Origin of the sequence: Caulobacter sp. BE254 (assembly GCF_031457295.1) — a bacterium.
Lineage (GTDB): Bacteria > Pseudomonadota > Alphaproteobacteria > Caulobacterales > Caulobacteraceae > Caulobacter.
In genome coordinates this window covers 293709-319756 of record NZ_JAVDWJ010000005.1, presented here as the reverse complement: position 1 = coordinate 319756, position 26048 = coordinate 293709, and the positions used below count along the sequence as shown (strand labels likewise).

The 26048-nt window shown below is 68.9% G+C and carries 20 protein-coding genes; 11 read left to right on the top strand and 9 right to left on the bottom strand.

Annotation, left to right across the window (positions count from 1 at the left end; translation table 11 throughout):
* Window positions 1-209: 209 nt before the first annotated feature.
* Together J2X41_RS12265 and J2X41_RS12260 are read left to right on the top strand one after the other, a co-directional pair.
* Entirely contained in the window at window positions 210-1292 is a 1083-nt protein-coding gene (locus J2X41_RS12265) for a serine hydrolase domain-containing protein (protein WP_310082166.1), read from the top strand.
* Window positions 1293-1350: 58 nt separating this feature from the next.
* Window positions 1351-1836 (top strand): nuclease, encoded by a 486-nt coding sequence (locus tag J2X41_RS12260; protein WP_310082164.1) that lies wholly within the window; start codon window positions 1351-1353, stop codon window positions 1834-1836.
* A gap of 192 nt (window positions 1837-2028) precedes the next feature.
* Here the strand turns inward: J2X41_RS12260 and J2X41_RS12255 are convergent, their stop codons facing one another.
* The 5 genes from J2X41_RS12255 to J2X41_RS12235 all read right to left on the bottom strand — a co-directional run bounded on the left by J2X41_RS12255 (window position 2029) and on the right by J2X41_RS12235 (window position 10022).
* Window positions 2029-5166, bottom strand: a complete 3138-nt coding sequence (locus tag J2X41_RS12255; protein WP_310082162.1) for an efflux RND transporter permease subunit — start codon at window positions 5164-5166, stop codon at window positions 2029-2031.
* On the bottom strand, window positions 5166-6245 hold the full coding sequence (locus J2X41_RS12250; protein WP_310082160.1) for an efflux RND transporter periplasmic adaptor subunit: 1080 nt from the start codon (window positions 6243-6245) through the stop codon (window positions 5166-5168). The genes J2X41_RS12255 and J2X41_RS12250 overlap by 1 nt, the downstream gene beginning before the upstream one ends.
* The gene (locus J2X41_RS12245; protein ID WP_310082158.1) at window positions 6242-7744 is read right to left on the bottom strand and encodes a TolC family protein; all 1503 of its coding nucleotides are present in this window, start codon (window positions 7742-7744) and stop codon (window positions 6242-6244) included. Before J2X41_RS12245 ends, J2X41_RS12250 begins: the two co-directional genes overlap by 4 nt.
* A gap of 58 nt (window positions 7745-7802) precedes the next feature.
* Window positions 7803-8315 (bottom strand): MarR family winged helix-turn-helix transcriptional regulator, encoded by a 513-nt coding sequence (locus tag J2X41_RS12240; RefSeq protein WP_310082157.1) that lies wholly within the window; start codon window positions 8313-8315, stop codon window positions 7803-7805.
* Between the two features lie 468 nt (window positions 8316-8783).
* Window positions 8784-10022 carry a TetR/AcrR family transcriptional regulator gene (locus J2X41_RS12235; RefSeq protein WP_310082156.1) on the bottom strand — a complete coding sequence of 413 codons (1239 nt, stop codon included), beginning with the start codon at window positions 10020-10022 and terminating at the stop codon, window positions 8784-8786.
* A 363-nt stretch (window positions 10023-10385) separates the two neighbouring features.
* Here J2X41_RS12235 and J2X41_RS12230 point away from each other — a divergent pair, with 363 nt between their 5' ends.
* Complete coding sequence (locus J2X41_RS12230) at window positions 10386-11612, top strand: serine hydrolase domain-containing protein (RefSeq protein ID WP_310082155.1); 1227 nt, start codon at window positions 10386-10388, stop codon at window positions 11610-11612.
* Between the two features lie 7 nt (window positions 11613-11619).
* Here J2X41_RS12230 and J2X41_RS12225 read toward each other — a convergent pair whose 3' ends face one another.
* Window positions 11620-11916 (bottom strand): addiction module antidote protein, encoded by a 297-nt coding sequence (locus J2X41_RS12225; RefSeq protein ID WP_310082154.1) that lies wholly within the window; start codon window positions 11914-11916, stop codon window positions 11620-11622.
* A gap of 323 nt (window positions 11917-12239) precedes the next feature.
* On the opposite strand from J2X41_RS12225, the gene J2X41_RS12220 reads away from it, so the two are divergent.
* The 3 genes from J2X41_RS12220 to J2X41_RS12210 all read left to right on the top strand — a co-directional run bounded on the left by J2X41_RS12220 (window position 12240) and on the right by J2X41_RS12210 (window position 17141).
* Window positions 12240-14318 carry a 3-hydroxyacyl-CoA dehydrogenase NAD-binding domain-containing protein gene (locus J2X41_RS12220; protein WP_310082152.1) on the top strand — a complete coding sequence of 693 codons (2079 nt, stop codon included), beginning with the start codon at window positions 12240-12242 and terminating at the stop codon, window positions 14316-14318.
* Between the two features lie 148 nt (window positions 14319-14466).
* On the top strand, window positions 14467-16029 hold the full coding sequence (locus tag J2X41_RS12215) for a class I adenylate-forming enzyme family protein (protein ID WP_310082151.1): 1563 nt from the start codon (window positions 14467-14469) through the stop codon (window positions 16027-16029).
* Between the two features lie 131 nt (window positions 16030-16160).
* Window positions 16161-17141, top strand: a complete 981-nt coding sequence (locus tag J2X41_RS12210; RefSeq protein WP_310082150.1) for a DegT/DnrJ/EryC1/StrS family aminotransferase — start codon at window positions 16161-16163, stop codon at window positions 17139-17141.
* Window positions 17142-17323: 182 nt separating this feature from the next.
* On the opposite strand, the gene J2X41_RS12205 is transcribed toward J2X41_RS12210, so the two are convergent.
* Window positions 17324-18343, bottom strand: a complete 1020-nt coding sequence (locus tag J2X41_RS12205) for an adenosine deaminase (RefSeq protein ID WP_310082148.1) — start codon at window positions 18341-18343, stop codon at window positions 17324-17326.
* Between the two features lie 194 nt (window positions 18344-18537).
* Here J2X41_RS12205 and J2X41_RS12200 point away from each other — a divergent pair, with 194 nt between their 5' ends.
* Window positions 18538-18918, top strand: a complete 381-nt coding sequence (locus J2X41_RS12200) for a hypothetical protein (RefSeq protein WP_310082146.1) — start codon at window positions 18538-18540, stop codon at window positions 18916-18918.
* Window positions 18919-19019: 101 nt separating this feature from the next.
* On the opposite strand, the gene J2X41_RS12195 is transcribed toward J2X41_RS12200, so the two are convergent.
* Together J2X41_RS12195 and J2X41_RS12190 are read right to left on the bottom strand one after the other, a co-directional pair.
* Window positions 19020-19910: a pirin family protein gene (locus tag J2X41_RS12195; protein ID WP_310082144.1), complete on the bottom strand. Its 891-nt coding sequence runs from the start codon at window positions 19908-19910 to the stop codon at window positions 19020-19022.
* A 282-nt stretch (window positions 19911-20192) separates the two neighbouring features.
* A complete protein-coding gene (locus J2X41_RS12190; RefSeq protein WP_029589380.1) occupies window positions 20193-20690 on the bottom strand; it encodes an Lrp/AsnC family transcriptional regulator in 498 nt (165 codons plus the stop codon).
* A 142-nt stretch (window positions 20691-20832) separates the two neighbouring features.
* On the opposite strand from J2X41_RS12190, the gene J2X41_RS12185 reads away from it, so the two are divergent.
* From J2X41_RS12185 to J2X41_RS12170, 4 genes are read left to right on the top strand one after another with little or no spacing between them, the layout of a single operon-like run.
* Window positions 20833-24264 carry an indolepyruvate ferredoxin oxidoreductase family protein gene (locus tag J2X41_RS12185; RefSeq protein WP_310082142.1) on the top strand — a complete coding sequence of 1144 codons (3432 nt, stop codon included), beginning with the start codon at window positions 20833-20835 and terminating at the stop codon, window positions 24262-24264.
* 38 nt (window positions 24265-24302) lie between these two features.
* A complete protein-coding gene (locus tag J2X41_RS12180; RefSeq protein WP_310082140.1) occupies window positions 24303-24605 on the top strand; it encodes a hypothetical protein in 303 nt (100 codons plus the stop codon).
* Window positions 24602-24877 (top strand): type II toxin-antitoxin system RelE/ParE family toxin, encoded by a 276-nt coding sequence (locus J2X41_RS12175; protein ID WP_310082138.1) that lies wholly within the window; start codon window positions 24602-24604, stop codon window positions 24875-24877. The genes J2X41_RS12180 and J2X41_RS12175 overlap by 4 nt, the downstream gene beginning before the upstream one ends.
* The gene (locus J2X41_RS12170) at window positions 24874-25989 is read left to right on the top strand and encodes an NAD(P)/FAD-dependent oxidoreductase (protein WP_310082137.1); all 1116 of its coding nucleotides are present in this window, start codon (window positions 24874-24876) and stop codon (window positions 25987-25989) included. Before J2X41_RS12175 ends, J2X41_RS12170 begins: the two co-directional genes overlap by 4 nt.
* The last annotated feature ends 59 nt before the right edge of the window (window positions 25990-26048 follow it).

The following is a 26048-nucleotide window of genomic DNA, read 5'->3' as shown; positions in this document are numbered from 1 at the left end:
CGGCGTCGTGGCCAAGATCGTCGAGTAATCGATCGGTCTCAGCGACTAGCTGACTAAGCGAAGGCCCCGGAGAGCGATCTCCGGGGCCTTTTGCTATTGGTGGCCGGAGGGGGCAGGTCCCCGGCATTACCACACCTTAAGGTGACCCCATCGGCGCCAGCCCGTAGCCTGCTCGTGGCCTCGACCGGAGGCTTGCGGGCGGACCTTCCATGCTGCATCGACGCGACCTCTTGCTGGCCGGCGCCGGTCTGGCCCTGGCGCCCGGCGCGGCCCTGGCCGCCAAGCCCCTGGGCGCCGCCAACCCGATCGTCGACGCCTTCGTCAAGGACCAGGGCTTCAACGGCGTGGTGATGCTGGGCAAGGCCGGTAAGCCGACCTATGCCCGAGCGTTCGGCATGGCCGACCTCGAGGCGGCGCGGCCGGCGACCGTGGACACGGTCTACGGGATCGCCTCGATCTCCAAATGGCTGACCTCGACCACGGTGCTGAAGCTGGTCGAGGCCGGCAAGCTGTCGCTGGACGCACCGATCACGACCTATCTGGTGGACTATCGCGCCGACACCGGCGCCAAGGTCACGCTGCGCCGGCTGCTGTCCAATTCCAGCGGCGTGCCCAATGGCTTCATCGCCGCCGCCAAGACCGATCCCGGCGTGCTGACCCGCGACCTGCCGGCCGCCGAGGCGGTCAGGCGATATTGCCAGGGCGACCTGGCCTTCGAGCCCGGCGCCCGTTTCGACTACGCGATGACCAACTGGATCATGGTGGTGGCGGCGATCGAGGCGGTGACCGGCCAAACCTACCAGGACGCCATGCGGGCGACTGCCCTGGACCCGCTGGGCCTGAAGACCACCGACGCCAGCCAGGCGACGGCGACCTCGCCGCGCCTGGCGGCCGGCTACGCCAGCGTCGCCCCGCCCGTCCGGCGGCCCAATACGCGCCTGTCGTTCACCAACGCCGGCGGCGGTTACTTCAGCACGGCCTCGGACCTGCTGAAGGCCGCGCACCAGATCTTCGACACCAACTTCCTGGCCCCGGCTTCGCAAACGGCGCTGCGAACCATCGAGGTCGCCAGCGACAGCTACGCCCTGGGCGGGCGCATCCGCACCCTGTGGGTGGACGGCAAGCCCTGTCCGGCCGGCTGGGAGACGGGCAACACCGCCGGCTACCGTTCGGTGCTGGGCCACCGCTTCGACGCCCGGACCAGCGTGGTGATCCTCAATAACACCAGCCTGTCGCAGAAGACCCTGGACCTGTTCGCTGACCAGCTGTTCGGCGCGGTCACACCGGCCTAGGCCGGTTCCCGGCCTGGCGAGAACACGTTATCCTGAGCGCGAAATCGGGGGTGACCTGTTGATCCGCGCAAAGCCTATCGTCCTGTCCCTGGCGGTCGCCACGCTCGCGGCCTGCCAGCGCACGCCCGACCCGCCGGCGTCGATCAGCCCGCCGCCGGGCCTGGGCGACCGTGTTCGGGTGCTGAGCGCCGACGCCATGGTGATCGACGGCCAGCACGTGCGCCTGGCCAACGCCTATGCGCCGCAGGGCATTCCCGACGCCCGCTGCTGGGCCGAGGCCACCGCGGCCCAGACCACCCTGGCCTGGGTGCGGGCCAAGGTCAAAGACGCCCGCGACATCGCCGTCGAGCCCGGGACTGGCTTCGACGAGTTCCACCGCCAGCTGGCGGTCGTCAAGCTGGACGGCGTCGACCTGGGCCAGGAGATGTACGAGAACGGCCTGGCCGCGCGCCGCACCGACGGCCTGAACGGCCGCTTCGCCTGGTGCGAGCCGATCAGCGGCAAGGCCCCCGGCGCGCCGACGGTCAATTCGTTGCTGGATTAGGGGCGGGGCTCCATCATCGGAACGCCCCGCCGATCCTTTCGCCCTGAAATCCGTTGTCATCCCGGAAGCCTCGCAGAGGCTGTCCGGGATCCAGGGGCCGGCGCAATGCGGTGGTCCTGGGTCCCGGCCTTCCGCTTCGCTACAGCCGGGATGACACCGAAGGAGGGGGCATCAACTCAGGTGCGGCCGCCCCTACAGCCGGTCCACCGGCGACAGCGTCGCTCCTTTCGCCTCGCGCGGGGTGGTCATGCGCGAGAGCTTGGGGGTCAACCAGCGCTCGATGTCGTCGACGATCTCGTAGACCACCGGCACCAGCACCAGCGACAGCACCGTCGAGGTGATCAGGCCGCCGATCACCGCCACGGCCATCGGCTGGCGGAATTCCGAGCCGGTGCCGATGCCCAGGGCCGTGGGCAGCATGCCGGCCATCATCGCCAGGGTGGTCATGATGATCGGCCGGGCCCGCTCGTGACAGGCATCGAGGATGGCGTCGCGCTGGCTCATGCCGGCCCGTTCCTGCTCGATCGCGTACTCGACCAGCAGGATCGAGTTCTTGGCCGCCAGGCCCATCAGCATCAGGAAGCCGATCAGCGACGGCATCGACAGCGACTGGCCGGTGACCAGCAGGGCGAAGAACGCCCCGCCGATCGCCAGCGGCAGGGCCGACAGGATGGTGATCGGCTTGAAGAAGCTGCGAAACAGCAGCACCAGCACGCCGAACACCAGGCCGACCGCCGAGAGCAGGGCGACGGCGAAGCCGGTGAACAGCTCGACGAACGCCTCCTGGTCGCCGGCCGTGGCCGGGCCGACGCCGGGCGGCAGGGCCTTCATGGTCGGTAGCTTGGCCACGTCGCTCATCGCCTGGCCCAGCTGGGCGCCGTTGGCCAGGTCGGCCTCGATGGTCACCTGCCGCTTGCGGGCGAAGCGGTCGATCTTGGCTGGACCGGCCTGGAACGACAGGTCCGCGACCGTGTCGAGTCGGGTCGTGCCGCCGCTGACCGTGGGGACGCGCAGGGCGCCCAGGGCGTCGAGGTCGGCGCGGGTCTCGGCCGGCAGGCGCACGCGGATCGGGATCCGTCGCTCGCCCTGGGTCATCTTGGCGACGTTGGCGTCGATGTCGCCGACCGTGGCCACGCGGGCGATGGCGGCGATGTCGGCGGCGCTGACGCCCAGGCGGGCGGCCTCGTCGGGCTTGGGTCGGATGACGATCTCCGGACCGCTGGGCGGCGAGGAGGGGCGCGGGTCGGCCACCGTGTCCAGTTTCTGCATCTCCCGCTCGATGCGGGCGGCGGTGCGCTCCAGCAGCGGGCCATTGTCGGAGATCAGGATGGTCTGGACCTCGGACGTGCCCCAGTCCCCCAGCAGGTTCACGCGGGCGTCGGGGATGTCGTGCAGGTCGTTGCGCACCGCCTGCTTGATCTCGGTCACGGTCAGGTCGCGCTTGCCGTTCAGCACGATGGTGATGGTGGCGTCACGCAGGTCCGCCCCGCTCTGGCCGCCCCAGCCGCTGCCGATGTTCGAGCCCACCTGGGCGAAGACGTGGGCGGTTTCGGGGCGCTTGCGGAACATGGCGGTCACCGACTGGACGGTGCGCTCCATGTCGGCCGTGGTCGCCCCGGGCGGACCCTGGACCTTCAGGTAGTAGTAGTTGGCGTTGCCGGCCGGTTGGAAGGCCGTGGGAATGAACTTCGCCAGGGCGAACGAGCCGATCAGGATCAGGGTGCCGATGACGATGCTGAGGAACCGGTGATCCAGCGACCAGTCCAGCACGCCGCGATAGAAGCCCTTGAAATCGCGCCGCGGGTGCGGGTCCTTGGACGGCTTGAGGAAATAGGCGGCCAGCAGCGGCGTCAGCAGGCGGGCGACCACCAGCGAGAACAGCACGGCCACGGCGACGGTCAGGCCGAATTCCTTGAAGAACTGGCCGGGCGTGCCGGGCATGTAGGACACCGGCACGAACACCGCCACGATGGTGAAGGTGGTGGCCACGACCGCCAGGCCGATGGAGTCCGCGCCCTCCATCGCCGCATGGAACGGTCTTTGCCCCCGCGAGACGCGTTTCTCGATGTTCTCGATCTCGACCACGGCGTCGTCGACCAGGATGCCGATGACCAGGGTCAGGGCCAGCAGGGTCACGACGTTCAGCGAGAAGCCCATGACCGCCATGAAGGCGAAGGTGGGGATCAGCGACACGGGCATGGCGATGGCGGTGATCAGGGTGGCGCGCCATTCGCGCAGGAACAGGAACACCACCAGCGAGGCCAGCAGCATGCCTTCCAGCAGGGTGTGCTCGGTGGCCGCGAAGCTGGCGCGGGTCTCGTCGACGGTCGAGAAGATCTTCACGAAGGTCACGCCCGGCTGCTTGGCCTGCAGGGCGTCGACGGCTTTCTTGACGTTGTCCTCGACGGCGACGTCGCTGGAGTCGCGGGTCTTCATCACCTGGAAGGCGACCACGGGCTTGCCGTCCAGACGGGCGAAGCCGCGCTCTTCCTCGGCGCCCTGGCCGACCTGGGCCACGTCGGTCAGCTTGACGTAGCGGCCGCCGGCCATCGGGATGGTGATGGCGCGCAACTGCTCGACCGTGGTGGCCGCGCCCAGCACGCGCAGGGTCTGCTCGCGGCCGCCGATCTTGGCGCGGCCGCCGGGAGCGTCGACGCTGAAGCTGGCCAGGGCCTGGTTCAGCTGCGGGGCGGTGACGCCGAAGCTGGCCATGCGGTCGGGGTCGATGATGACGTTGATCTCGCGGTCGACGCCGCCGACCCGGGCCACCTGGGCCACGCCCTTCTCGCCCTGCAGGGCGCGGGTGACCGTGTCGTCGATGAACCACGACAGCTCGGTGGCGCTCATGTTGGGGGCCGAGACGGCGTAGGTGATGATCGGGGCGCTGGTGATCTCCAGGCGCTGGACGATCGGCTCGTCGACCTCGCGGGGCAGGATGGCGCGGGTCTGGTCGACCTTGGAGCGCACCTCGTCGGTGACCTTCTGCAGGTCCTCGCCGAGGTTGAACTCGATCGTGGTGGTCGAGGCGCCCTGGACCACTGACGAGCGGATGGTCTTGACGTTGGAGATGCTGGCCACCGCGTCCTCGATCGGGCGGGTGACCTGGGTCTCCATCTCGCCGGGCGCGGCGCCGCTCTGGGTGACCGTCACGGTCACGGCGGGGAATTCGACATTGGGGAACTGCTTGATGGGCAGGCCCATGTAGCAGCCGATGCCGGCGATGATCAGGGCGATGAACAGGACCGCGACGGGGATCGGGTTCTTGATCGCCCAGGCGGAGATGCGCAGTTCGCCAGTCTTGTGTTCGCCAGTCTTGTGTTCACTAGCCATCAGCGGGCCGCCTGCTGGGTCGTGGCGGCGGGGCGGATCACGTCACCGTCGGTGACGAACGAGGCGCCGCCCAGCACGACGCGGGTTCCGGCCGGCGGACCCTGGACCAGCTGGGCCCAGCCGCCGCCCTTCTGGCCGATCTTCACCGGCGTCTGGTGGGCGCGGTTGTTGCTGTCGACGGTCATCACATACAGGCCGTCGGCCTCGTAGCGGATGGCGGTTTCCGGAATGGCGGTCACCGCCGCGCCCGAGGCGCCGAAGGTGGCGCGGCCAAAGCCGCCGGGGCGCAGGTCCGGGCGGACCGGCAGGCGCACCCGCACCCGGCCCAGGCGGCTGTTGCTGTCGACCCGCGGGCTGACCAGGCGCACCACGCCCGACACCGACTGGCCGCCGGGCAGGCTGACCTGGACCGGTTGGCCGGCGCGGACGCCGGCCAAGTCGGCCTCGTTGACCTCGGCGTCCAGCTCGACCAGGCCGTCGCGGGCGATGGTGAACCAGGGCGTGGTCCCGCCGCCGGCGATCTGGCCAGGCTGGACGCCGCGCTGCAGCACTCGGCCGCTGACCGGGGCGGTGATGGTCATCCGCGAGACCCGGGTGCGCAGCTCGTTCAGCGCCGCCTCCTGGGCCTTGGCCTGGTAGCGGCGGGTCTCGATCTGCTCCTGGCTGAGCACGCCCTGGCCGTCCAGGCCGGCGACCCGCTTGGCCTCGGCCTGGGCCTGGGCGGTCAGGGCCGCCTGCTGCTCGACCTGGGCCCGCAGCAGGGTGGAGTCCAGCTGGGCCAGGGGCTGGCCGGCCCGCACCCAGTCGCCCTCGTCGGCATAGAGCCGGGCCACGCGGTAGCCGCTGAGCTCGGAGCCGACGGCGGCCTCCTCGCGCGAGACCAGCTGGCCCGAGGCCTCGACCCCGCCGCCCAGCGGCCGGGTCTCGACGGAGCCGACGCTGACGGCGCGGGCCTGGGCGGCGGCCGGGGCCTTCTCTGCGGGCTTGTCCTTCTTGTCGCCGCAGCCGGCCAGGCCGGTCGAGGCGATCAGGATCATGGCGGCGAGCGCGGTGCGGGTCGTCATGGGGGAGGGTCTCATTTCGAGGAAACTTGCGTCGGGGTCATGGACGTCGGCGACCAGCCGCCGCCCAGCGCCTTGTAGGTCTGTACCGCGTGCAGCAGGGCGTCGGTCCGGGCGCCGGTCAGGGCCGAGCGCGAGGCGCGCCAGGACTGCTCGGCCTGCAGGGTGGTGGTCAGGTCGATCAGGCCCAGGCCATAGCCCTTGCGGTTGGCCTCGTAGGCCCGCTGGGCCCGGGCCTCGCCGGCGGTCAGCAGGTCGACGCGGCGCTGGTCGGCGGCCAGCTGCAGCATGGCGTTCTCGGCCTCGCCATAGGCGGTCTGCACCGTCTTCTCCAGGGCGATGGCGGCCTGGCGGGTGCGGGCGTCCTGGGCGTCGATGTCGGCCAGCAGGGCCGGGATGTTCAGCACCGGGATCGAGACGTTGGCCCCGAGCGTCCAGGTGGACGTGCTGGTCGAACTCTTGCCGCTGCCGCCGCCGAAGCTGGGCGACACGCTCTTGGACAACCCCACGCCCGGCGTGATGTTGAAGGTCGGCAGCAGGGCCAGCTCATTGACCTTGAGCGTCTTGGAGGCCGAGGCCAGGCGGGCCTGGGCCTCGCGCACGTCCGGTCGCCGGCCCAGCAGGTCGCCGGGGATGGTGGCCGGCACGGGCGGGGCCAGGTCCAGCCGGGCGTCGACCGGCAGGGCGGCCAGCGGATCCACGCCGCGTCCGACCAGGATCAGCAGGCTGCGGCGCGCCGCGCCCAACTGGGCTTCCAGGTTGGCGGCGCGAGCCTGGGTGTCGGCCAGGTCGGCCTCGGCGCGGTCGGCCTCGGAGGTGGCGATCAGGCCGGCGTTGGCCTTCTTGACCGCGAAGTCGCGCAACGACGTGTTGATGCGCTCGGTCTGGCGGGCGTCGTCCAGCTGCACGGCCAGGCCGCGCGCCTCGAAATAGGACTGGGCGACATTGGCGGCCAGCGAGGCGCGGGCCCCCTCATAGGCGAAGCGGGCGGCGGCGAAGTCGTTGTTGACCACGCCCAGGCCGGCGCGCTTGCGGCCGAACAGGTCCAGCTCCCAGCTGACGTCGAAGTTGGCGTTGTAGCTGTCGCTGTCGCCGCCTCGGGTGAAGGGAATGCCGCCCGGCGGAACGGTCTGGCTGAGGATTTCCGTGTGGGTGCGGCCGGCGTTGCCGGTCAGGGGCGTGTTCGGGATCCAGATCTGGCGTATCTGGCCGCGGCGGACGGCGCGGGCCTCGTCCAGCACCGCGGCGGCGGTGCGGGCGTCGGGCGCCTTTTCCAGCGCCGTCTCGATCAGGCTGGTCAGCTGCGGGTCGTTGAAGCTGGCCCACCAGCGGTCGAGGTCGGCCTGGGCCGCGCCGGCGGGCGCCTCGTAGGCGGCGGGCAGGCGGGTGTCGGGCGTCGGGCGCGGGGTGTTCATGCAGCCGGCCGCGGCCAGGCCAGCCAGGCCCAGGGCCAGGCCCAGCGCCGGGGTTGAGGCCCCGGATCGGAATGGCCGAGGGCGCCTGCGCTCTCCGGTCATGATTTCACTCATCAACAATCACCTGCGGGCGCGACCGGGGGAGGCGGTCGGAACTATTTCAACAATGGGGTGGAGGCGGCGAGGCCGTCGGAAGGCCGGCGACGGTCGCGTAGACCTCGACGACCTGGTCCAGAAAGCGTTCGATGACTTGGCGCTCGGCCGGCGACAGGTCGGCGATGACCCCGTCCAGCCCGTTCATCATTGGCGCCAGTTGCGTGAAGGCCCGATCGAGCGAGGCCGCCACCGGCACCACGCAGATCTTGCGCCGGTCGTTGGTCCGCCGCTCCCGGGCGACATGTCCGGCCCGCTCCAGGCGGTCGACGATCTGGGTGGCGGCGGCGGTCGTCACCTTCAGATGGCCGGCCAGCTGGCCCGGCGTCATCGGCCCGTTGACCAGCAGGTGCTCCAGCGCCGCCATGTCGGTGACGTTCACGCCCAGGTTCTCGCCGATCTTGCGGCCGATCTGGCGGGTCAGCATCGAGATGGTCTTCAGGCGCTGGCCGATCGGATCGCGGGGCGTGTGCGATCCGCGCCAGGGTCCTTGTCTGGGTGGGGGATCGCTGTCCGTCATGGTTGTAGGTCATATTGCTAAGATATTTAATAGTCAAATTGCTTAGCGATATCGGCGAGACTTTTGCTACGCCTGTCCGGCGCTCGCTCGTCAGGACCCTCATCGCCCAACCCCCAAGACCGAAGGCCGTCCACCTTCGCGAGTGACCGGCGTTCGCTCAATTGGGGACGAGGGCGGCGGAATTAAAGGGCGGGACGTCATCGCGATTTTTCCTCCCGCCAGCGATTGAGGGCGCGAGCTTCCAGACGCCCGCGCTTCGGCCTTCCTGAGGATGACGAACCAGGATCGGGCTTTGCGACATGGGCGCGGCGATTATTTCGCCGGCACTAGAAGAAGGATGAGTCGGCGACCGCTTGCCCCCTACGGACCGCTTCGCGGTCGTCTTCCCCCATAGGGGGAAGAGCGCTCCGCCCCCTGTGGGGGCGGACAGACCGCGTAGCGGTCAGGTGGGGGCAAGTGTTAGCCGCCCTAGCTCGAAAACAACCCCGTCAGCAGCGGCCGGGCGAACAGCCTGGCGGCGTCCTCGCGTTCCAGGCCGGGAACCCAGACGCCCAGCGAGGCGGCGGCGTTGAGCATCGAATTGATCATATGCGCGGCGATCATCGGGTCCACCGCCCGGACCGAGCCCTCGGCCACGCCGTCGGAGATGATCGCTGCGAAGCGCTCGGAACCGCGGTTGTAGCCCTGGGCCATCTCGTGGCGGATCTCGATCGGCAGGGCCCCCATCGACGAGGCGCGCAGCAGCGGGCCGTGGTCCGACAGCTGGTAGGCGACCAGGGCGGCCGTCGCCGCCGACAGCTGCTCCCAGCTGTTCCCGGTCAGGGCGCGGGCGTCGGCCTGGGCCTTGCGGGTGACGGCGAAGGTGCGCTCAAAGCACTCGACCACCAGGGCGTCCTTGTCCTCGTGGTGGTGGTAGAACGAGCCCTTGGTGACGTTCAGCTGGGCCGAGATGTCCTCGACCGAGGCGCCGCGATAGCCGCGCTGATTGATCAGCCGGGTGGCGGCGACCAGGAAGGTCTCGCGCCATTCCTGGCCGTCGGGCGACCGCGGCGTCGGGTCGGGCAGAGCCAGCGGCGCCCAGGCGTCGGCCCCCGCGCCCTTCGGGGCCAGGCCGTTGACCAGGATGTCGTACATCTTGTCGCGCACACGGCCGTAGTCATCGACGTCGTAGCGGCGCAGCCACGAGCCCGACCAGAACACCTGCTCCAGCAGCAGGTGGGTGCGGGCGTTGCGGTCGCGCTTGTCCAGGTGGTCGAACTCGGGGCCTTCGAAGAAGCCCCGCACCCGGCGGAACAGGTCGTTGAACGCGCCCTGCACCGAACCGCGCAGGGGCTCCTTCAGGGCCCGCATCTCGGTGAAGCTGGTCAGGGGCGCGGCCTCGCCCAGGCGCACCCGGCGGTTCAGGTCCAGGTGGAGATCGAGGAACGCCAGCAGGCGGCTGGATGCGTCCGGCGCCTTGGCCGCCTCGCCGACCAGGGCGTCGAAGCGCTCCACGCCGCGCATGAAGCAGGCGGCCGCCAGGTCGTCCTTCTTGCGGTAATAGTAGGTGACGCTGGTGGTGATCAGCCCCACCTTGGCGGCGACGTCGGCCAGGGTCATGCCCTTGACGCCCTGGCGGTTCAGGATGGCCGTGGCCGCGGCGAGGATCGCCTCCTTCTTCCTGGCGTACCGCTCGGTGGCGGGGCTCGCGATCCGGCCGTCGTCCATGTGTCGCCCCCTTGTTCGCGGCCGCGCACGGTTCTCTTGGACCCGTGGGTCCAGATTTAGGAAGCCCGGCCTTGACCACAAGGCGCGCGACCCGCTTCGGCGCCGCTTTGGTGAACCTGGAATCTTGCAGTCGTGTTGCGGGATTGAGGCGACGAGGTGGTTCGAAGCCCCGGGACGCCCGGGCGGTGGCATTGTCCTCGACGTCGCGCGTTCCCGCCGGCTCGCCGCGCAAGGGCTTGCCCATCCCTGTTCCCTAGTTTTCAATCGATATGCGCTGATCGGCCAAGGGATGCGTCGCGTCCCTTCGGTCAGCGCCAAGAACAGCACGCCGGCCCGCGGAGAGGCCGCAGGAGGGATACCGTCTTGAGCACGCCTGAAGCCGTGGGTCTGTCGTCCGAGCGCCTGAAGCGCATCGACGCCTTCATCCAGGACCGCTACGTCGCGCCCGGCAGGCTGCCCTGCGCCCTGGTGCAGGTGTGGCGTCGCGGCCAATTGGCCCACACGACGGTCCTGGGCGCGGCGGACAAGGAACGCGGGCTGCCGCTGCAGGCCGACAGCCTGTTTCGCATCTATTCGATGACCAAGCCGATCACCTCGATCGCCTTCATGATGCTGGTCGAGGAGGGCAAGGTCGCGCTGGACGATCCGGTGCACCGGTTCATCCCGTCGTGGAAGACGCTGGGCGTGTTCCAGGCCGGCGTGGCGGGCGCCTTCCTGACCCAGCCGGTCGACCAGCCGATGCGGGTGATCGATCTGCTGCGCCATACCGCCGGCCTGACCTACGGCTTCCAGCAGCGCAGCAATGTCGACGCCGCCTATCGCAAGCTGAAGCTGGACGGGGTCGATAGCGACGGCGGGCTGGAAGCCTTCGTCGAGACCCTGGGGACCGTGCCGCTGGAGTTCTCGCCGGGCGAGGCCTGGAACTATTCGGTGGCCACCGACGTGCTGGGCTACCTGGTGCAGGTGATCTCGGGCCAGCCGTTCGACGCGTTCCTGAAGGCGCGGATCTTCGACCCGCTGAAGATGGTCGACACCGGCTTCTTCGTGCCCGAGGGCCAGCACCATCGCTTCACGGCCTGCTACACCCTGAACCCCAAGGGCGAGGTGGTGCTGCAGGACGATCCGGCCGCCAGCCCCTACCTGTCCGACCCGTCGGTGAAGTCCGGCGGCGGCGGCCTGGTCTCGACCGCCGACGACTACATGCGGTTCTGCCGCATGCTGCTGAACGGAGGCGAGCTGGACGGGGCGCGGATCGTCAGCCCCAAGACCCTGAAGCTGATGACCATGAACCATCTGCCGGGCGGGCGGGAGCTGACGGAGATGTCCCGGTCGCTGTTCAGCGAGACGGTGTTCGAGGGCTTGGGCTTCGGTCTGGGCTTCGCCATGACCGTGGACCAGGCGCGGACCCGGAACCTGGGGTCGCTGGGCGAATACTTCTGGGGCGGCATGGCCTCGACCGCCTTCTGGGTCGATCCGGTCGAGGACCTGGCGGTGGTGTTCATGACCCAGCTGATCCCGTCCTCGGCCTATCCGATCCGGCGCGAGCTGCGGACTCTGGTCTATGCGGCGCTGACGGAGAGCGCGGCCTAGGAGCGGGTTAGGCGGCGAGATCCGCCGGCGTGACGGATAGCCGGAGGCCAAGCGCGGTCAGGACCTTCAGCACCGTTTCGAACTGCGGGTTCGCCTCTTCCCTAAGGGCCTTGTAGAGGCTCTCCCGTCCGAGCCCGGACGCCTCGGCGATGTCGGTCATGCCCCTCGCACGCGCCAAAACGCCGAGTGCATGTTGAATATAGCCGGCGTTGCCGGTCTCAAGGGCGTCGCCCAGGAACGCCGCCGCGCCTTCAGGGCCCTCGATATAGGCGGCGGCGTCAAATGGCTTGGTTCGGGTTTTCATGAGGATATCTCCGGTTGGAAGACGGCTGGCGTCCGCCGGCATTCGCGTTACAGGCAAGCGCTAGAGGCCCCTTGCCAAGGCCTTGGCCTTTTCGATGTCCCGCGACTGCGAACCCTTGTCGCCGTCGTATCCCGCAGGATACGGGCGATCGCAAGCGAGATGTATCTGGTTGGATACGTTTCTAGTTTCGCGACGCGGTTTTCGAATTTCGATGGAGCCGGCGCCAATCGCGGGGTCTGGACTTCAGCGCCGGCTCGTGCAGGTTTTACTTCAAACAACCGTTCAAACGCCACATCGGCAAAAGAAACAGGGATGGAAGCGCCATGGCCGCGATCAACACCGTCACGGACTTCTCGGTCGAAGGCGACATCGGCGTCGTCACGCTGAACTCGCCGCCGGTCAACGCCCTTTCGGCGGCCGTGCGCGAGGGGCTGAAGGGCGCCTTCGAGCAGGCGATCGCCGACCCGGCGGTCAAGGCCATCGTGCTGATCTGCGAAGGCAAGACCTTCATCGCCGGCGCCGACATCACCGAGTTCGGCAAGGCCATGACCGGGCCCTCGCTGCAGGACGTGCAGAACACCATCGAAAATTCCCCCAAGCCGGTGGTCGCCGCGATCCACGGCACGGTGCTGGGCGGCGGGCTGGAGGTGGCGCTGGTGGCGCACTATCGCGTCGCCGTCCCGTCGGCCAAGGCCGGCCTGCCGGAGGTGAACATCGGCCTGCTGCCCGGGGCCGGCGGCACCCAGCGCCTGCCGCGCGTCGTCGGCGTCGAGAAGGCACTGGAAATGGTCACCACCGGCCAGCACGTGCCGGCCAAGGCCGCCCTGGCCATGGGCCTGTTCGACAGCCTGGTCGAGGAGGGCGCCCTGCGCGACGGGGCCATCGCCTTCGCCCGCGTGGTGCTGGCCGACGACAAGCCCCTGACCCGCATCCGAGACCAGAACGCCAAGGTAGAGGCCGCGCGCGGCAAGCCCGAGATCTTCGCCGAATTCCGCAAGGCCAACGCCCGCAAGTTCCGCGGCTTCCTGGCTCCCGAGAACAACATCCAGTGCATCGAGGCGGCGGTGAACCTGCCGTTCGACGAGGGGCTGAAGGAAGAGCGGCGGCTGTTCATGGAGCTGATGACCGGCAGCCAGTCGGCCGCCCAGCGCCATGTGTTCTTCGCCGAGCGCCAAGCCGCCAAGATCCCCGACGTGCCCGACGACACCCCGATCCTGCCGGTCAGGAAGGTGGGCGTCATCGGGGCCGGCACCATGGGCGGCGGCATCGCGATGAACTTCCTCAACGCCGGCGTGCCGGTGACGATCATCGAGGCCAAGCAGGAGAACCTGGAGCGCGGCGTCGGGGTGATCCGCAAGAACTACGAGAACACCGCCAAGAAGGGCCGCCTGACCCAGGACGACCTCGAAAAGCGCATGGCGCTGCTGACCCCGTCGATGAACCTGGAGGACCTGGCCGACTGCGACCTGATCATCGAGGCGGTGTTCGAACTGATGGAGATCAAGCAGGAGGTGTTCGGCAAGCTGGACAAGATCGCCAAGCCCGGCGCGATCCTGGCCTCCAACACCTCGTATCTCGACATCGACGTGATCGCCGCCTCGACCTCGCGGCCGGAAAGCGTGATCGGCCTGCACTTCTTCTCGCCGGCCAATGTGATGAAGCTGCTGGAGATCGTGCGCGGCGAGAAGACCGACAAGTCGGTGATCGCCACCTCGATGCAGATCGGCAAGAAGATCGGCAAGGTCGCGGTGCTGGTCGGCAACTGCCACGGCTTCGTCGGCAACCGCATGCTGGCCCAGCGCCAGCGCGAGGCCCAGAAGCTGATCCTGGAAGGCGCCATGCCCTGGGACGTCGATCGCGTGCTCTACGACTTCGGCCTGCCGATGGGGCCGTTCGCGATGAGCGACTTGGCGGGTCTCGACATCGGCTGGGACCCGGCCAAGGCCGCCTCGTCCACCATCCGTGAAGTGCTGTGCGAGATGGACCGCCGCGGCCAGAAGAACGGCAAGGGCTTCTACGACTACGACGAGAACCGCGTCGCCAAGCCCTCGGCCGAGGTGGAGAAGGTCATTCTCGACTTCGCCGAGAAGCGCCAGATCCAGCGGCGCCAGATCAGCGACCAGGAGATCCTGGAGCGTTGCCTGTACCCGATGGTCAACGAGGGGGCCAGGATCCTGGAGGAGGGCAAGGCGATCCGGGCGTCGGACATCGATACGGTGTGGATCAACGGCTATGGTTGGCCGGTCTATACCGGCGGCCCGATGTTCTGGGGCGAACTGGTGGGGCTGGACAAGATCCTGGCCCGGATGAAGGAATTCCAGGCCGACCTCGGCGAGGACTTCAAGCCCTCGGCCCTGCTGGAGCGGCTGGTGGCCGAGGGCAAGGGGTTCAAGGACGCTTGATCGCGCCCTGGGCTTTTCCCGTTGTCATCCCGGGCGAAGCGTAGCGAAGACCCGGGATCCAGGGGCCGTGCGCACCGCCCCTGGATCCCGGACAGCCTCTGCGAGGCTTCCGGGATGACAATTTTTGCGTGATGCGGAAGTAATCGCCATGACCTCGATCCAATCCATGATGACCGCCGACTACGGCGTGATGGGCGACATCCTGCGGCTGCGGGCGGCGGAATCCCCCGACCAACCCGCCGTGATCATGGAAACCGGCGAGGCGGTGACCTACGCCCAGTTCGACGCCCTGGCCGACCGGGTCGCCGCCGCCCTGCAGCGCGACGGGATCAAGCCGGGCGAGGCCGTCGCGGTCTGCGCCCTGTCGTCGATCCCCTACGCGGCGTTGTTCCTGGGCGCCCTGCGGGCCGGCGTCGCCGTCGCGCCCCTGGCCCCGTCGTCAACGCCCGAGGCCATCGCCGGCATGGTCGCCGACTGCGGAGCGCGGCTGGTCTTCATGGACGCCGGTGTGGCCGAGGCCCAGAAGGCCGCACCGATCGCCGTGCGCGGCATCGCCCTGGACGGCGCCGACTTCGCCGAGGCCTTCGACGCCTGGCTGGCCCCGGTCGGCGCGATCCCGACCGCCGTGGCGATCGCCCCCGACGACCCGTTCAACATCATCTATTCCAGCGGCACCACCGGCGCGCCCAAGGGCATCGTCCAGTCGCACGGCATGCGCTGGAAGCACGTGTTCCGCGGCGACGCGGTCGGCTACGGCCCCGAGGCCGTCACCCTGCTGTCGACCCCGCTCTATTCCAACACCACCCTGGTCTGCTTCTTCCCCACCCTGGCCGGCGGCGGGACCGTGGTGCTGATGAAGAAGTTCGACGCCGGCAAGTATCTCGAGCTGGCCCAGAAGCACCGCATGACCCACACCATGCTGGTGCCGGTGCAGTACCGCCGGCTGATGGACCGGCCCGACTTCGGCGACTTCGACCTGTCGTCGACCCAGCTGAAGTTCTGCACCAGCGCCCCGTTCGCCGCCGAGCTGAAGGCCCAGGTGCTGGCGCGCTGGCCCGGCGGGCTGGTCGAGTATTTCGGCATGACCGAGGGCGGCGGGACCTGCATCCTGATGGCCCACGAGCATCCGGACAAGCTGCACACGGTGGGCCGCCCCGCGCCCGGCCACGACATCCGGCTGATCGACGAGGACGGCGTGCAGGTCGGTCCCGGCGTGGTCGGCGAGATCGTCGGCCGCTCGGCGGGCATGATGAACGGCTATCACGGCCAGCCGGGGAAGACCGCCGAGGCGACCTGGATCTCGCCCGAGGGCCTGAGCTTCATCCGCACCGGTGACGTCGGCCGGTTCGACGAGGACGGCTTCCTGACCCTGATGGATCGCAAGAAGGACATGATCATCAGCGGCGGCTTCAACATCTATCCCAGCGACATCGAGGCCCAGATCGTCCAGCACCCCGACGTGGTCGAGGCGGCGGTGGTCGGCGTGCCGTCCGACGCCTGGGGCGAATCGCCGGTGGCCTTCGTGGCGGTGAAGCCCGCAAGCGCCGGAGACGGGCGAATTGACGCGGACGAGTTGAGGATGTGGGTCAATGCTCGCCTTGGTAAGACCCAGCGGCTGGTCGACCTGAAACTGGTGGAATCCCTGCCCCGCAGCCATATCGGCAAGGTCCTGAAGCGCGAGCTGCGCGACGGTTGGACGGCTTCTGCCTAGGTCGAAGATTCCGGCCACATTTTTGCCGCGACGGCGCGCCGCATCCAGGGCCCCCGAGTCACTCGATACGTTTGCTTAACCATAACGGCGCCGTTGCGTGACGGGGCCGGATTGTTCGGAAGCGACGTCTGATGCAAGCCCTCCCCAAAGTGTCGCCGGAAGTCCGCAAGCAGGCCACGGTCGAGGCGGCCCTGGCCGCGGCCGGCGTTCCCCTGGACTTCGCCGCCGTGGAGAAGGTGCTGCGACAGGGCCTGGCCTCGGGCCTGGACGCCCGGCTGGCCGACCGCTTCGACCGCCCCACCGCCGTCCGCGCCGTCTCCACCCGCGTCGCCGCCCTGACCGCCGCCCTGCTCGCCTCCGGCGTCCGCCGCGGCGGCGTCTGCATCGTCCCGGCCCTGGCCTCGGCCGCCACCCTGGAAGCCATCGCCGCCGCCGGCCTGCGGCCCTGGCTGGTCGACGTGGATCCCTGCAGCTGGATGTTCGACCCGGCCCACCTGCGCGAGCGGCTCGGCGAGGCTCCGCCGCCGATCGAGGCCATCGTCCCCACCTGCGCCTTCGGCCGCGCCCCGGACATGACCGCCTGGGCCGCCTTCCAGCGCGAGACCGGCCTGCCGATCGTGGTCGACGCCACCGACGGCTTCGACGTGATCATGGAGGCCCCGGTCCCGGTGATCGTCGGCCTGCCCAGCGGGCGTGGGGTGTTCGTGGCCAGCCAGGACGCCGACTTCATCGCCCGATTGGACGCTCCGGCCTTCGTCGGCGACGCCGGGCTCGAGGGCTGGTCGGGCCAGCGCCTGCGCCTGGCCACCGCGGCCCAGCGCCTGCGCATGCTGCTGCTGGGCGCCCGGATCGGCTTCCAGCCGGGCTGGGGGATGAGCTGGGTGTCCGACGCCTGGGTCGTCAGCTTGCCGCAAGGATCCGCCCCGCTCGTCGCCGCGCGTCTGGCCGAGATGGGCTACGCCACCAACCCGGTCGGCCCGGGAATCGTCATCCGCGACCAGACCCCGGTCGCCGATCGCCTGGCTCAGTCGGTGCTGAGCTTGCCGTTCCATGCCGATCTCGGCATCGCCGAACTGGACGAGCTGGCGGAAGCGGTGAGGAAAGCGCTGTAATCACCTTCTCCCAGAGGGAGAAGGAGGGGCCCGCCGCGAAGCGGTGGGAGGATGAGGGGTTACACCCTACCCAATTTCACTCAGCGCCCTGCCGGCGCGCCGGCGGACGTCCAAACCCCTCACCCTCCCATCGCGATGCGATGGGCCCCTCCCTCTCCCTTTGGGAGAGGGTTCAAGCATGGTCAGTGCGCCGCCACATAGGCGTCGATCGCCGCCACCCGCCGGGCCTTCTCCGCCTCGTCCAGGAACGAGCCGTTGAAGCTGTTCCTGGCCAGGACGGCCAGCTCGTCGCGGGACAGGTCCAGGGCCTGGGCCGTCTGGACGTAGTTCTCCAGCAGGTAGCCGCCGAAATAGGCCGGGTCGTCGGAATTGACCGTGGCCTTCAGGCCCAGCTTCAGCATGCGCTTCAGCGGATGGTCCTTCAGGTCGGACACGCCGCACAGCTTCAGGTTCGACAGCGGGCAGACGGTCAGGGTCGTGCCGTCCTGCACCAGGCGGGCGGTCAGGCAGTCGTCCTCCAGGGCCCGGTTGCCGTGGTCGATGCGGTCGACGGCCAGGATGTCGACCGCCTCCCAGACATAGGCCGGCGGACCTTCCTCGCCGGCATGGGCCACGATCTTCAGGCCCAGGTCGCGCGCGGCCTGCATCACCCGGGCGAACTTGGCGGGCGGGTGGCCGACCTCCGAGGAGTCCAGGCCCACCCCGGCGATCCGGTCGAGATAGGGCTTGGCCTGCTCCAGGGTGGCGAAGGCCGACGCCTCGTCCAGGTGGCGCAGGAAGCAGAGGATCAGCTTGGACGTCACGCCCAGGGTGGCTTGCGCCTCTTCCATGCCCGCCGTCAGCCCGTCGATCACCGTGCCGAACGCCACGCCGCGGTCGGTGTGGGTCTGGGGGTCGAAGAAGATCTCGGCGTGGGTCCCGCCGTCGGCGGCCAGGCGGCGGAAATAGGCCAGGGCCAGGTCCTTGAAGTCGGCCGCCGTCTGCAGCACGCCCGCGCCCTGGTAATAGATGTCCAGGAAGTCCTGCAGGTTGGAGAAGGCGTAGGCGGCGCGGATCTCGTCGACCGTCTTGAACGGCAGGGTCACGCCGTTGCGCGCGGCCAGCTCGAACATCAGCTCGGGCTCGAGGCTGCCCTCGATGTGCATATGCAGCTCGGCCTTGGGCAGGCCGCGGACGAAGGTTTCGAGGGCGGTGTCGGTCATGATGACGTTATGAGCGCTGAGGGTGGTGGGATTCAACAGGGATCGTGCGGTGAACACTTGCCCCCACCTGACCGCTCCGCGGTCTGTCCGCCCCCATAGAGGGCGGAGCGCTCTTCCCCCTCTGGGGGAAGACGACCGCGAAGCGGTCCGTAGGGGGCAGGTGAGCGCGCATCGAACATGCTAGAAGCCGCTCCGTGACGTCCGAAAACCCGCCCATCCCCATCGAAGACCTTGGCCCCGACATCGGCTTCGCCGAGGCCCAGGCCGCCGCCCTGTATGGCCGCGACTACCGCCAGGCGCTGGCCAGCGACGACGGCTTCCAGCGGCTGGACGCTGTGGAGCGGCTGGCCCGCGCCCGCGCGGCGCTGTCGGTCCAGGAAGTCGCGGTGATGGACATGGCCGCCGGCCGGGGCCACGCCCTGGCCGAGATCGTCCGGCTAACCGGTCGCGAGACGGCCTTCGTCGAAGCCCTGGTCCTGGGCGCCTGCGCCAAGCTGGCGGCGCACTACGAGGCGGGTGAGGCCGACGACGAGGTCGGGCCGGGACCGCTACGGCTGCCGGGGCCTTTTCTGTAGGCGCCAGCGCGAGAGGCGGGGACACACACTCACTCCCCTCGCTTTACCAGTACGGTTGAAGCATGGGGTGAGTGTGTGTCCCCATCGTTACCCCGAACCGCTCACGACATCGGCGGGGCCGGCGGCGGGGGTTCGGGCAGGGGGGTGAATTCCTGGTCGTCCAGGTCGGGCAGCTTCATGCGCTGGGCCCACCAGTCGGCCTTGGCCTGTTCGATGCGGTCCTTGGACGAATGGACGAAATTCCACTCGATGAAGCGCGGCCCGACCGGCTCGCCGCCCAGCAGCATGACGGTCGAGGGCTCCAGCGCCTCGAAGGTGATCGTCTCGCCCGGCTTGAACACCGCCATCTGGCCGGCGTGCAGCACCTGGCCGGCGGCCTCGACCTTGCCGACCGCAACATAGGCGGCGCGCTCGGGATATTCGGCCGGCAAGCCGGCCTTGGCCCCCGCCGCCATCTCCCAGTGCACGTAGAACAGCGGCGAGAACACCGGCACCTTGGCCGAGGCGCCGAACGCCTTGCCCGCCACCAGGGCGGCCTTCAACCCCCCGTCCTCATAGACCGGCATCTCGTCGCGCGAATGATGAGAGAAGCTGGGGGCGATCTCCTCCTGGCCGTCGGGCAGGGCCACCCAGGCCTGGATGCCGTGCATGGGGCCGCCATATTCGCGCAGGTGCTCGAAGCGTTCGGAGTGGGTGATGCCGCTGCCGGCGGTCATCCAGTTGACCTCGCCGGGGCGGATCTCGACCTGCGAGCCGACGCTGTCGCGGTGGGTGATCTCGCCCTCGAACAGGTAGGTCAGGGTCGACAGGCCGATGTGCGGGTGCGGGCGCACGTCGACCGTGCGCGGGAAGCCGGGCTCGAACGCCACGGGCCCCATGTGGTCGAAGAAGGTGAAGGGCCCCACCATCCGCCGGCTGTGGAACGGCAGCACGCGGCCCACCTCGAAACCGCCGAGATCCTTGCGGCGCTGGTCGATGACGAGGTCGATCATGGGGAGGGCTCCGGGAGGCTGGAGCCCTTAGTGTGCAGGGGTTGGCGAGCGGATTCTAGAACAAATGCCTCCCCCCGTGGGGCAGGGGTATCGCATATGGATTCGTCCTATCGAGAGCCCGCGTTGGATCGAGGCAAGCTCTACCAAAAGGCGAACAAAACGAATCCAAACAGACTCACGAGCCTGCCTTTTTGGTCTCGATTGGACGCACGGCTCAGGCCGTCCACCTTTCGTTCTTCATATGCGATAGCCCTGCCCACAGGGGGAGGCTCTAGAAAAGATCTAGCCCAGCGGGCTCACATACGGGCTGACCAGGCCCAGCGGCACGGCCGTGGAGTTCTTGACGCCGCGGATGACGATGCGGCTCTCGATATTGCTGACCAGGCCCAACGACAGCAGCTTGTCGCGCAGGAACTCGTCGAAGGCGCGCATGTCGCGGGTGACGATTCGCAGCTCGTAGTCGGCCGCGCCGGTTACTGTGGCGCACTGCACGACCTCGGCCCACTTGGCGACCGCCTGCTCGAAGACCTCAAGGTTTTCCTTGGTTGGCAGCGACAGCTTGGCGGTGCAGTAGACCTCGAAGCCCAGGCCCAGCTTTTCGCGGTCCAGGATCGTGACGCGGCGCTGGATGACGCCCGCGTCTTCCAGCCGTTTGATCCGCCGCCAGCACGGGCTGGACGACAGGCCGACTCGCTCGGCGATCTCGGCGACGGACAGTCCGGCGTCGTGTTGGATGAGATCGAGGATCTTGGCATCCACAGCGTCGAGTTGTTCGGACAAGAATTCCTCCCCCCAGAGGGTGATTGGCGCGTTGATCGTGCGCAAAGCGGCCTTGAGTCGGGCACACCTTGGGCAAACAATTTCCCCGTTTCTATAAGATATTGCTGAGCGGGCGAGAAGACCCGGGAGGAATTTTTTTGCTATGCGGCACTCGGAAGTCACGCTCGACGACAAATATCTACTCGAAAATGGTCGCGCGTTCATCACCGGCGTGCAGGCGCTGATCCGCGTCCTCCTTGATCGAAAGCGCCTGGACACCCGGGCCGGGCTCAATACGGCGGGCTTCCTGTCCGGCTACCGCGGCTCGCCCCTGGGGGGGCTGGACCAGCAGGCCGCGCGCCTGTCCAAGCTGCTCACCGCCCATGACGTGGTTTTCAAGGAAGGCCTGAACGAGGACCTGGCCGCCACCGCCGTCTGGGGCAGCCAGCAGGCCAACCTGTTCCCGGGCGCGACCCACGACGGGGTGTTCGGCATGTGGTACGGCAAGGCGCCGGGCGTGGATCGTACCGGCGACGTCTTCAAGCACGCCAATTTCGCCGGCAGCTTCCCGACCGGCGGCGTGCTGGCGGTGGCCGGCGACGACCACGCCTGCAAGAGCTCGACCCTGCCGTCGCAGTCCGAATTCGCCTTCCAGGACTTCGAGATGCCCGTGCTGTCGCCGGCCGATGTGCAGGAAGTGCTCGACTACGGCCTGATGGGCATTTCGATGTCGCGGTTCAGCGGCCTGTGGACCGGCATGATCGCCCTGGCCGACACCATGGACAGCGGCGTGACCATCGACGTCTCGCTCGACCGCCACAGGATCGTCGTCCCCGACAACTTCCCCATGCCGCCCGGCGGCTTGGGCATCCGGCTGAAGGACCAGCCGATGGAGAAGGAGCGCCGGCTCCGTCTGCACAAGATCCCCGCCGCCCTGGCCTTCGCCCGGGCCAATGGCATCGACCGGGTGGTGCTGGGCGCCCACTCGGTGCGGGTCGGCAAGGCGCGCCTGGGCATCGTCTGCCAGGGCCAGGCCTACAAGGACGTGCTGGAAGCCTTCACCGCCATGGGCATGAGCCTGGAGGAGGCCGCCGACCTGGGGGTGTCGATCTATAAGGTCGGCATGCCCTGGCCGCTGGAGCCCCTGGGCATCCGCGCCTTCGCCGCGGGCCTGGAGACCCTGATGGTCATCGAGCACAAGCGCGGGCTGATCGAGCCTCAGGCGCGCGCGGCGCTCTATGACCTTCCCGCCCACGCCAGGCCCCGGATCATCGGCAAGCTGGACGAGCACGGCCATCCGCTGCTGTCGGAACTGGGCTCGCTGTCGGTGGCCGAGATCGCCCTGGCCATCTACGACCGCCTGCCGGACGGCCCGCACATGGAACGGGCCCAGGCCTATCTGAACCGCGTCTCGGCCGCCGGCGTCGCCGCCGTCAGCCTGGCCGCCGACCAGCAGCGCAAGCCGTTCTTCTGCTCGGGCTGCCCGCACAACACCTCGACCAAGCTGCCCGAGGGCAGCCGGGCCCTGGCCGGCATCGGCTGCCACTACATGGCCGGCTTCAACGACCCGATGACCGACCTCAACACCCACATGGGCGGCGAGGGCCTGACCTGGGTGGGCGCGGCGCCGTTCACCACCGAGAAGCACGTCTTCCAGAACCTGGGCGACGGCACCTACAATCACTCCGGCTCGCTGGCGATCCGGGCCGCCATCGCGGCCGGGGCCAACATCACCTACAAGCTGCTGTTCAACGACGCCGTAGCCATGACCGGTGGTCAGCGGGCCGAGAGCGGCTTCACCCCGGCCCAGATCACCCGCCAGCTGGCCAGCGAAGGCGTCGCCCGCACGGTGATCGTCGTCGACGAGCTGGAGCGCTACCAGGGCGTCACCGACCTGGCCCCCGGCGTCGACGTCTTCCCGCGCTCGGAACTGATGAGCGTGCAGAAGATGCTGCGCGACACCCCCGGCACGACGGTGCTGCTCTATGACCAGACCTGCGCCACCGAAAAGCGCCGCCGCCGCAAGCGCGGGACCCTGGCCAAGGCGACCAAGCGGGTGTTCATCAACCCGCTGGTCTGCGAGGGCTGCGGCGACTGCTCGATCAAGTCCAACTGCGTGTCGGTCGAGCCGCTGAACACCGAGTTCGGCCGCAAGCGCAAGATCAACCAGTCGACCTGCAACCAGGATTACAGCTGCGTCGACGGCTTCTGCCCGTCGTTCATCACCCTGGAGGGCGCGGAGAACACGAAGGCCAAGAAGGCCCCGGCCCTAACCGCCGACTCCACGCCCCTGCCGATGTTCGACGACTTCCACGGCGTGCGCCGGATCATCTTCACCGGGGTCGGCGGCACCGGGGTGACCACCGTAGCCTCGATCTTGGCCATGGCCGCCCATGTCGATGGCCGGGCCGGCAGCGTGGTCGACATGACCGGCCTGGCCCAGAAGGGCGGGGCGGTGTTCAGTCACGTCAAGATCGGCGAGACCGAGGAGACGGTGGTCGGCGGCCGCGTGCCCGCCGCCAGCGCCGACGTTCTGATCGCCTGCGACATGCTGGTGGCTGCTTCGCCGGAAGGCCTGTCGCTGTACGCCAAGGACCGCACCGCCGCGTTCGGCAACAGCGACTTCGCCCCGACCGCCGACTTCGTCACCAGCCGCGACATCCGCTTCGACAGCGGGGCCATGGCCCGGCGGATCAAGGGCGCGACCAAGTCGTTCGACGCCTGCCCGGCCCAGCACCTGGCCGAGAGCCAGTTCGGCGACGCCATCTTCGCCAACATGATCATGGTCGGCTTCGCATGGCAGCGCGGGGTGATCCCACTGTCCAGCCGCGCGGTCTATCGGGCCATCAAGCTGAACGGCGTCGACTACGAGTCCAACCTGGCCGCCTTCGAGCTGGGCCGCCGGGTGGCGCACGATCCAGCCTCGATGGGGCCGCGCGACGTGGACGTGCCGACGCCCGAGACCATGCCGCTGGCCGACCTGATCGCCAAGCGCACCGCCGACCTGGTCGCCTACCAGAACGAGGCCTACGCCAAGCGTTACGCGGCCAGGATCGAGAAGGTCGCCCTGGCCGAGGCGGCGAACGGCGGCGGGGAGACCCTGACCCGCGCGGCGGCGGTGAACCTCTACAAGCTGATGGCCTACAAGGACGAGTACGAGGTCGCCCGACTCTATACCGACGGACGGTTCGCGGCCGAGCTGGCTGGGACCTTCAAGGGCGGCAAGGCCAAGGTCTGGCTGGCCCCGCCGATCCTCGCCCCCAAGGACAAGGACGGCCGGCCGCGCAAGATGGCGTTTGGCGGCTGGATGCTGGACTACGCCTTCCCGCTGATGGCGAAGATGAAGGGCCTGCGCGGCGGCCCGCTGGACGTGTTCGGACGCACCGAGGAGCGCCGCATGGAGCGCGGCCTGGTCGCCGACTACGAGATCACCCTGGACCGCCTGGCCGGCGGCCTGACGCCCGAGCGCCTGGCCCTGGCGGCGCGCATCGCGTCGATCCCGCAGGAGATCCGCGGCTACGGCCACGTCAAGGACGCCTCGGTGGTCAAGGCCAAGGCCGAGGCCGCGACCCTGTGGAGCCAATGGGCGGGGTGAAGACTGGCGCGCCCTGGGCTTCGTGATAGGCTCTGGGCATGAACAAGCCGGTCCATCCAGCCCCGGTCGCCGTGACCCTTTCGCCCGAAGACGCCTTCGATCTTCAGGCGCGGGTCGAGCGCGGCGAATTCTCGTCGTTGGAGGAGGCTGTCGCCGCTGAATTGGCCGAACTGAACTACCGGCGCGCCTCTGAGATCATGGGCGGTTCTGAAAAGCTGGAAAGCTTTCTCGATGAGCTGGAAGCCGAGGCGATCGATCCCGAAGACTGCGTCGATGCGGAGACGTTCTTCGCGGAGATGCTGGCGGACCTCAAGGCGCGCGCCGAGGCCGCCGGAGAGTGAGTCGAAAGCTGGTCGTGACACCGCGCGCGGTGCGCGACCTGAACGGCATCCGCGATCATATCGCGGCGGACAGTCCACGCGCGGCCGAGCGGTTCGTATCGGCCTTGCGAGCCGATCTGGACAAGCTGGTTCCGTTTCCTTTCATGGCCCAGGCGGTAGGCAGCCATCCGCGCTTTCGTCGTCTGCCCTATGGAGCCTATGTCATCTTCTATGAGGTGACCGACAGCGAGATTCTGATCCGCGCGGTCGAGCATTCGGCGACCCTCAAATGACTCAAGAGTTCGATTTCGACGCGGTCGTGGTCGGGGCCGGAGCCGTGGGCCTGGCCTGCGGCTACGCCCTGTCCCGGCGCGGTCTGATCGTCGCCGTGCTGGAGGGCGAGGGCCATATCGGCCAGGGCGTGTCGTCGCGCAATTCCGAGGTGATCCACGGCGGGCTCTATTACCCGACCGGCTCGCTGAAGGCGCGGTTCTGCGTCCGGGGCCGGCGGCTGCTGTATGCGTTCCTCGACAAGCACCACGTCGACTACAAGAAGTGCGGCAAGCTGGTCGTGGCCACCAACGTGGGTGAGATCCCGCAGCTGGAGGCTATCTACGAACAAGCCCTGGCCAACGAGGTCGAGCGCATGGAGCACCTGACCGGGGCCCAGGCCCGGGCGCTGGAGCCCGGCCTCAACGCCCACACCGCCCTGCTGTCGCCGGAAAGCGGCGTGTTCGCCAGCCACGACTACATGCTGGCCCTGCAGGGCGAGATCGAGGCGGCCGGCGGGGCGGTGGTGGTCGACACCCCGTTCGAGGGCGCCACGCCCCGGACCGGCGGCGGCTTCACGGTGCGGATCGGCGGGGTCGAGCCCGCCAGCCTCTCGAGCCGCCTGCTGGTCACCGCGCCCGGCCTGTCGGCCCAGGCCGTGGCTGCGACCATCGACGGCTTCCCCGCCGACCAGATCCCCGCCGCCCACTATGGCAAGGGCGTCTATTTCCGGCTGGCGGCCAAGGCGCCGTTCCAGCGCCTGATCTATCCGCCGCCGATCCATGGGGCCCTGGGCACCCACTATCGCAACGATCTGGGCGGCCAGGCGGTGTTCGGCCCCGACCTGGAATATGTCCCGGCCCCCGACTATTCGGTCGACCCGGCCAAGGCCGCCGCCTTCGCCGACTATATCCGCAAGTTCTGGCCGGACGTGCCGGCCGACCGGCTGGTTCCCGACTATGCCGGGATCCGCCCCAAGATCCACGGTCCGGACGAGCCGCAGCCCGACTTCCAGCTGCGCGGCGCCGACAGCCACGACCTGGAGGGGCTGATGGCGCTGTTCGGCATCGAGAGCCCGGGCCTGACCAGCTCGCTGGCGATCGGCGAAGATGTCGCGCGGCGCCTGACCGCGTAAGGGCTTGCCACCAACTTGCCACCAACTGGCGTCTCGCGCGTTGCCGTCTTGGCTTTTCA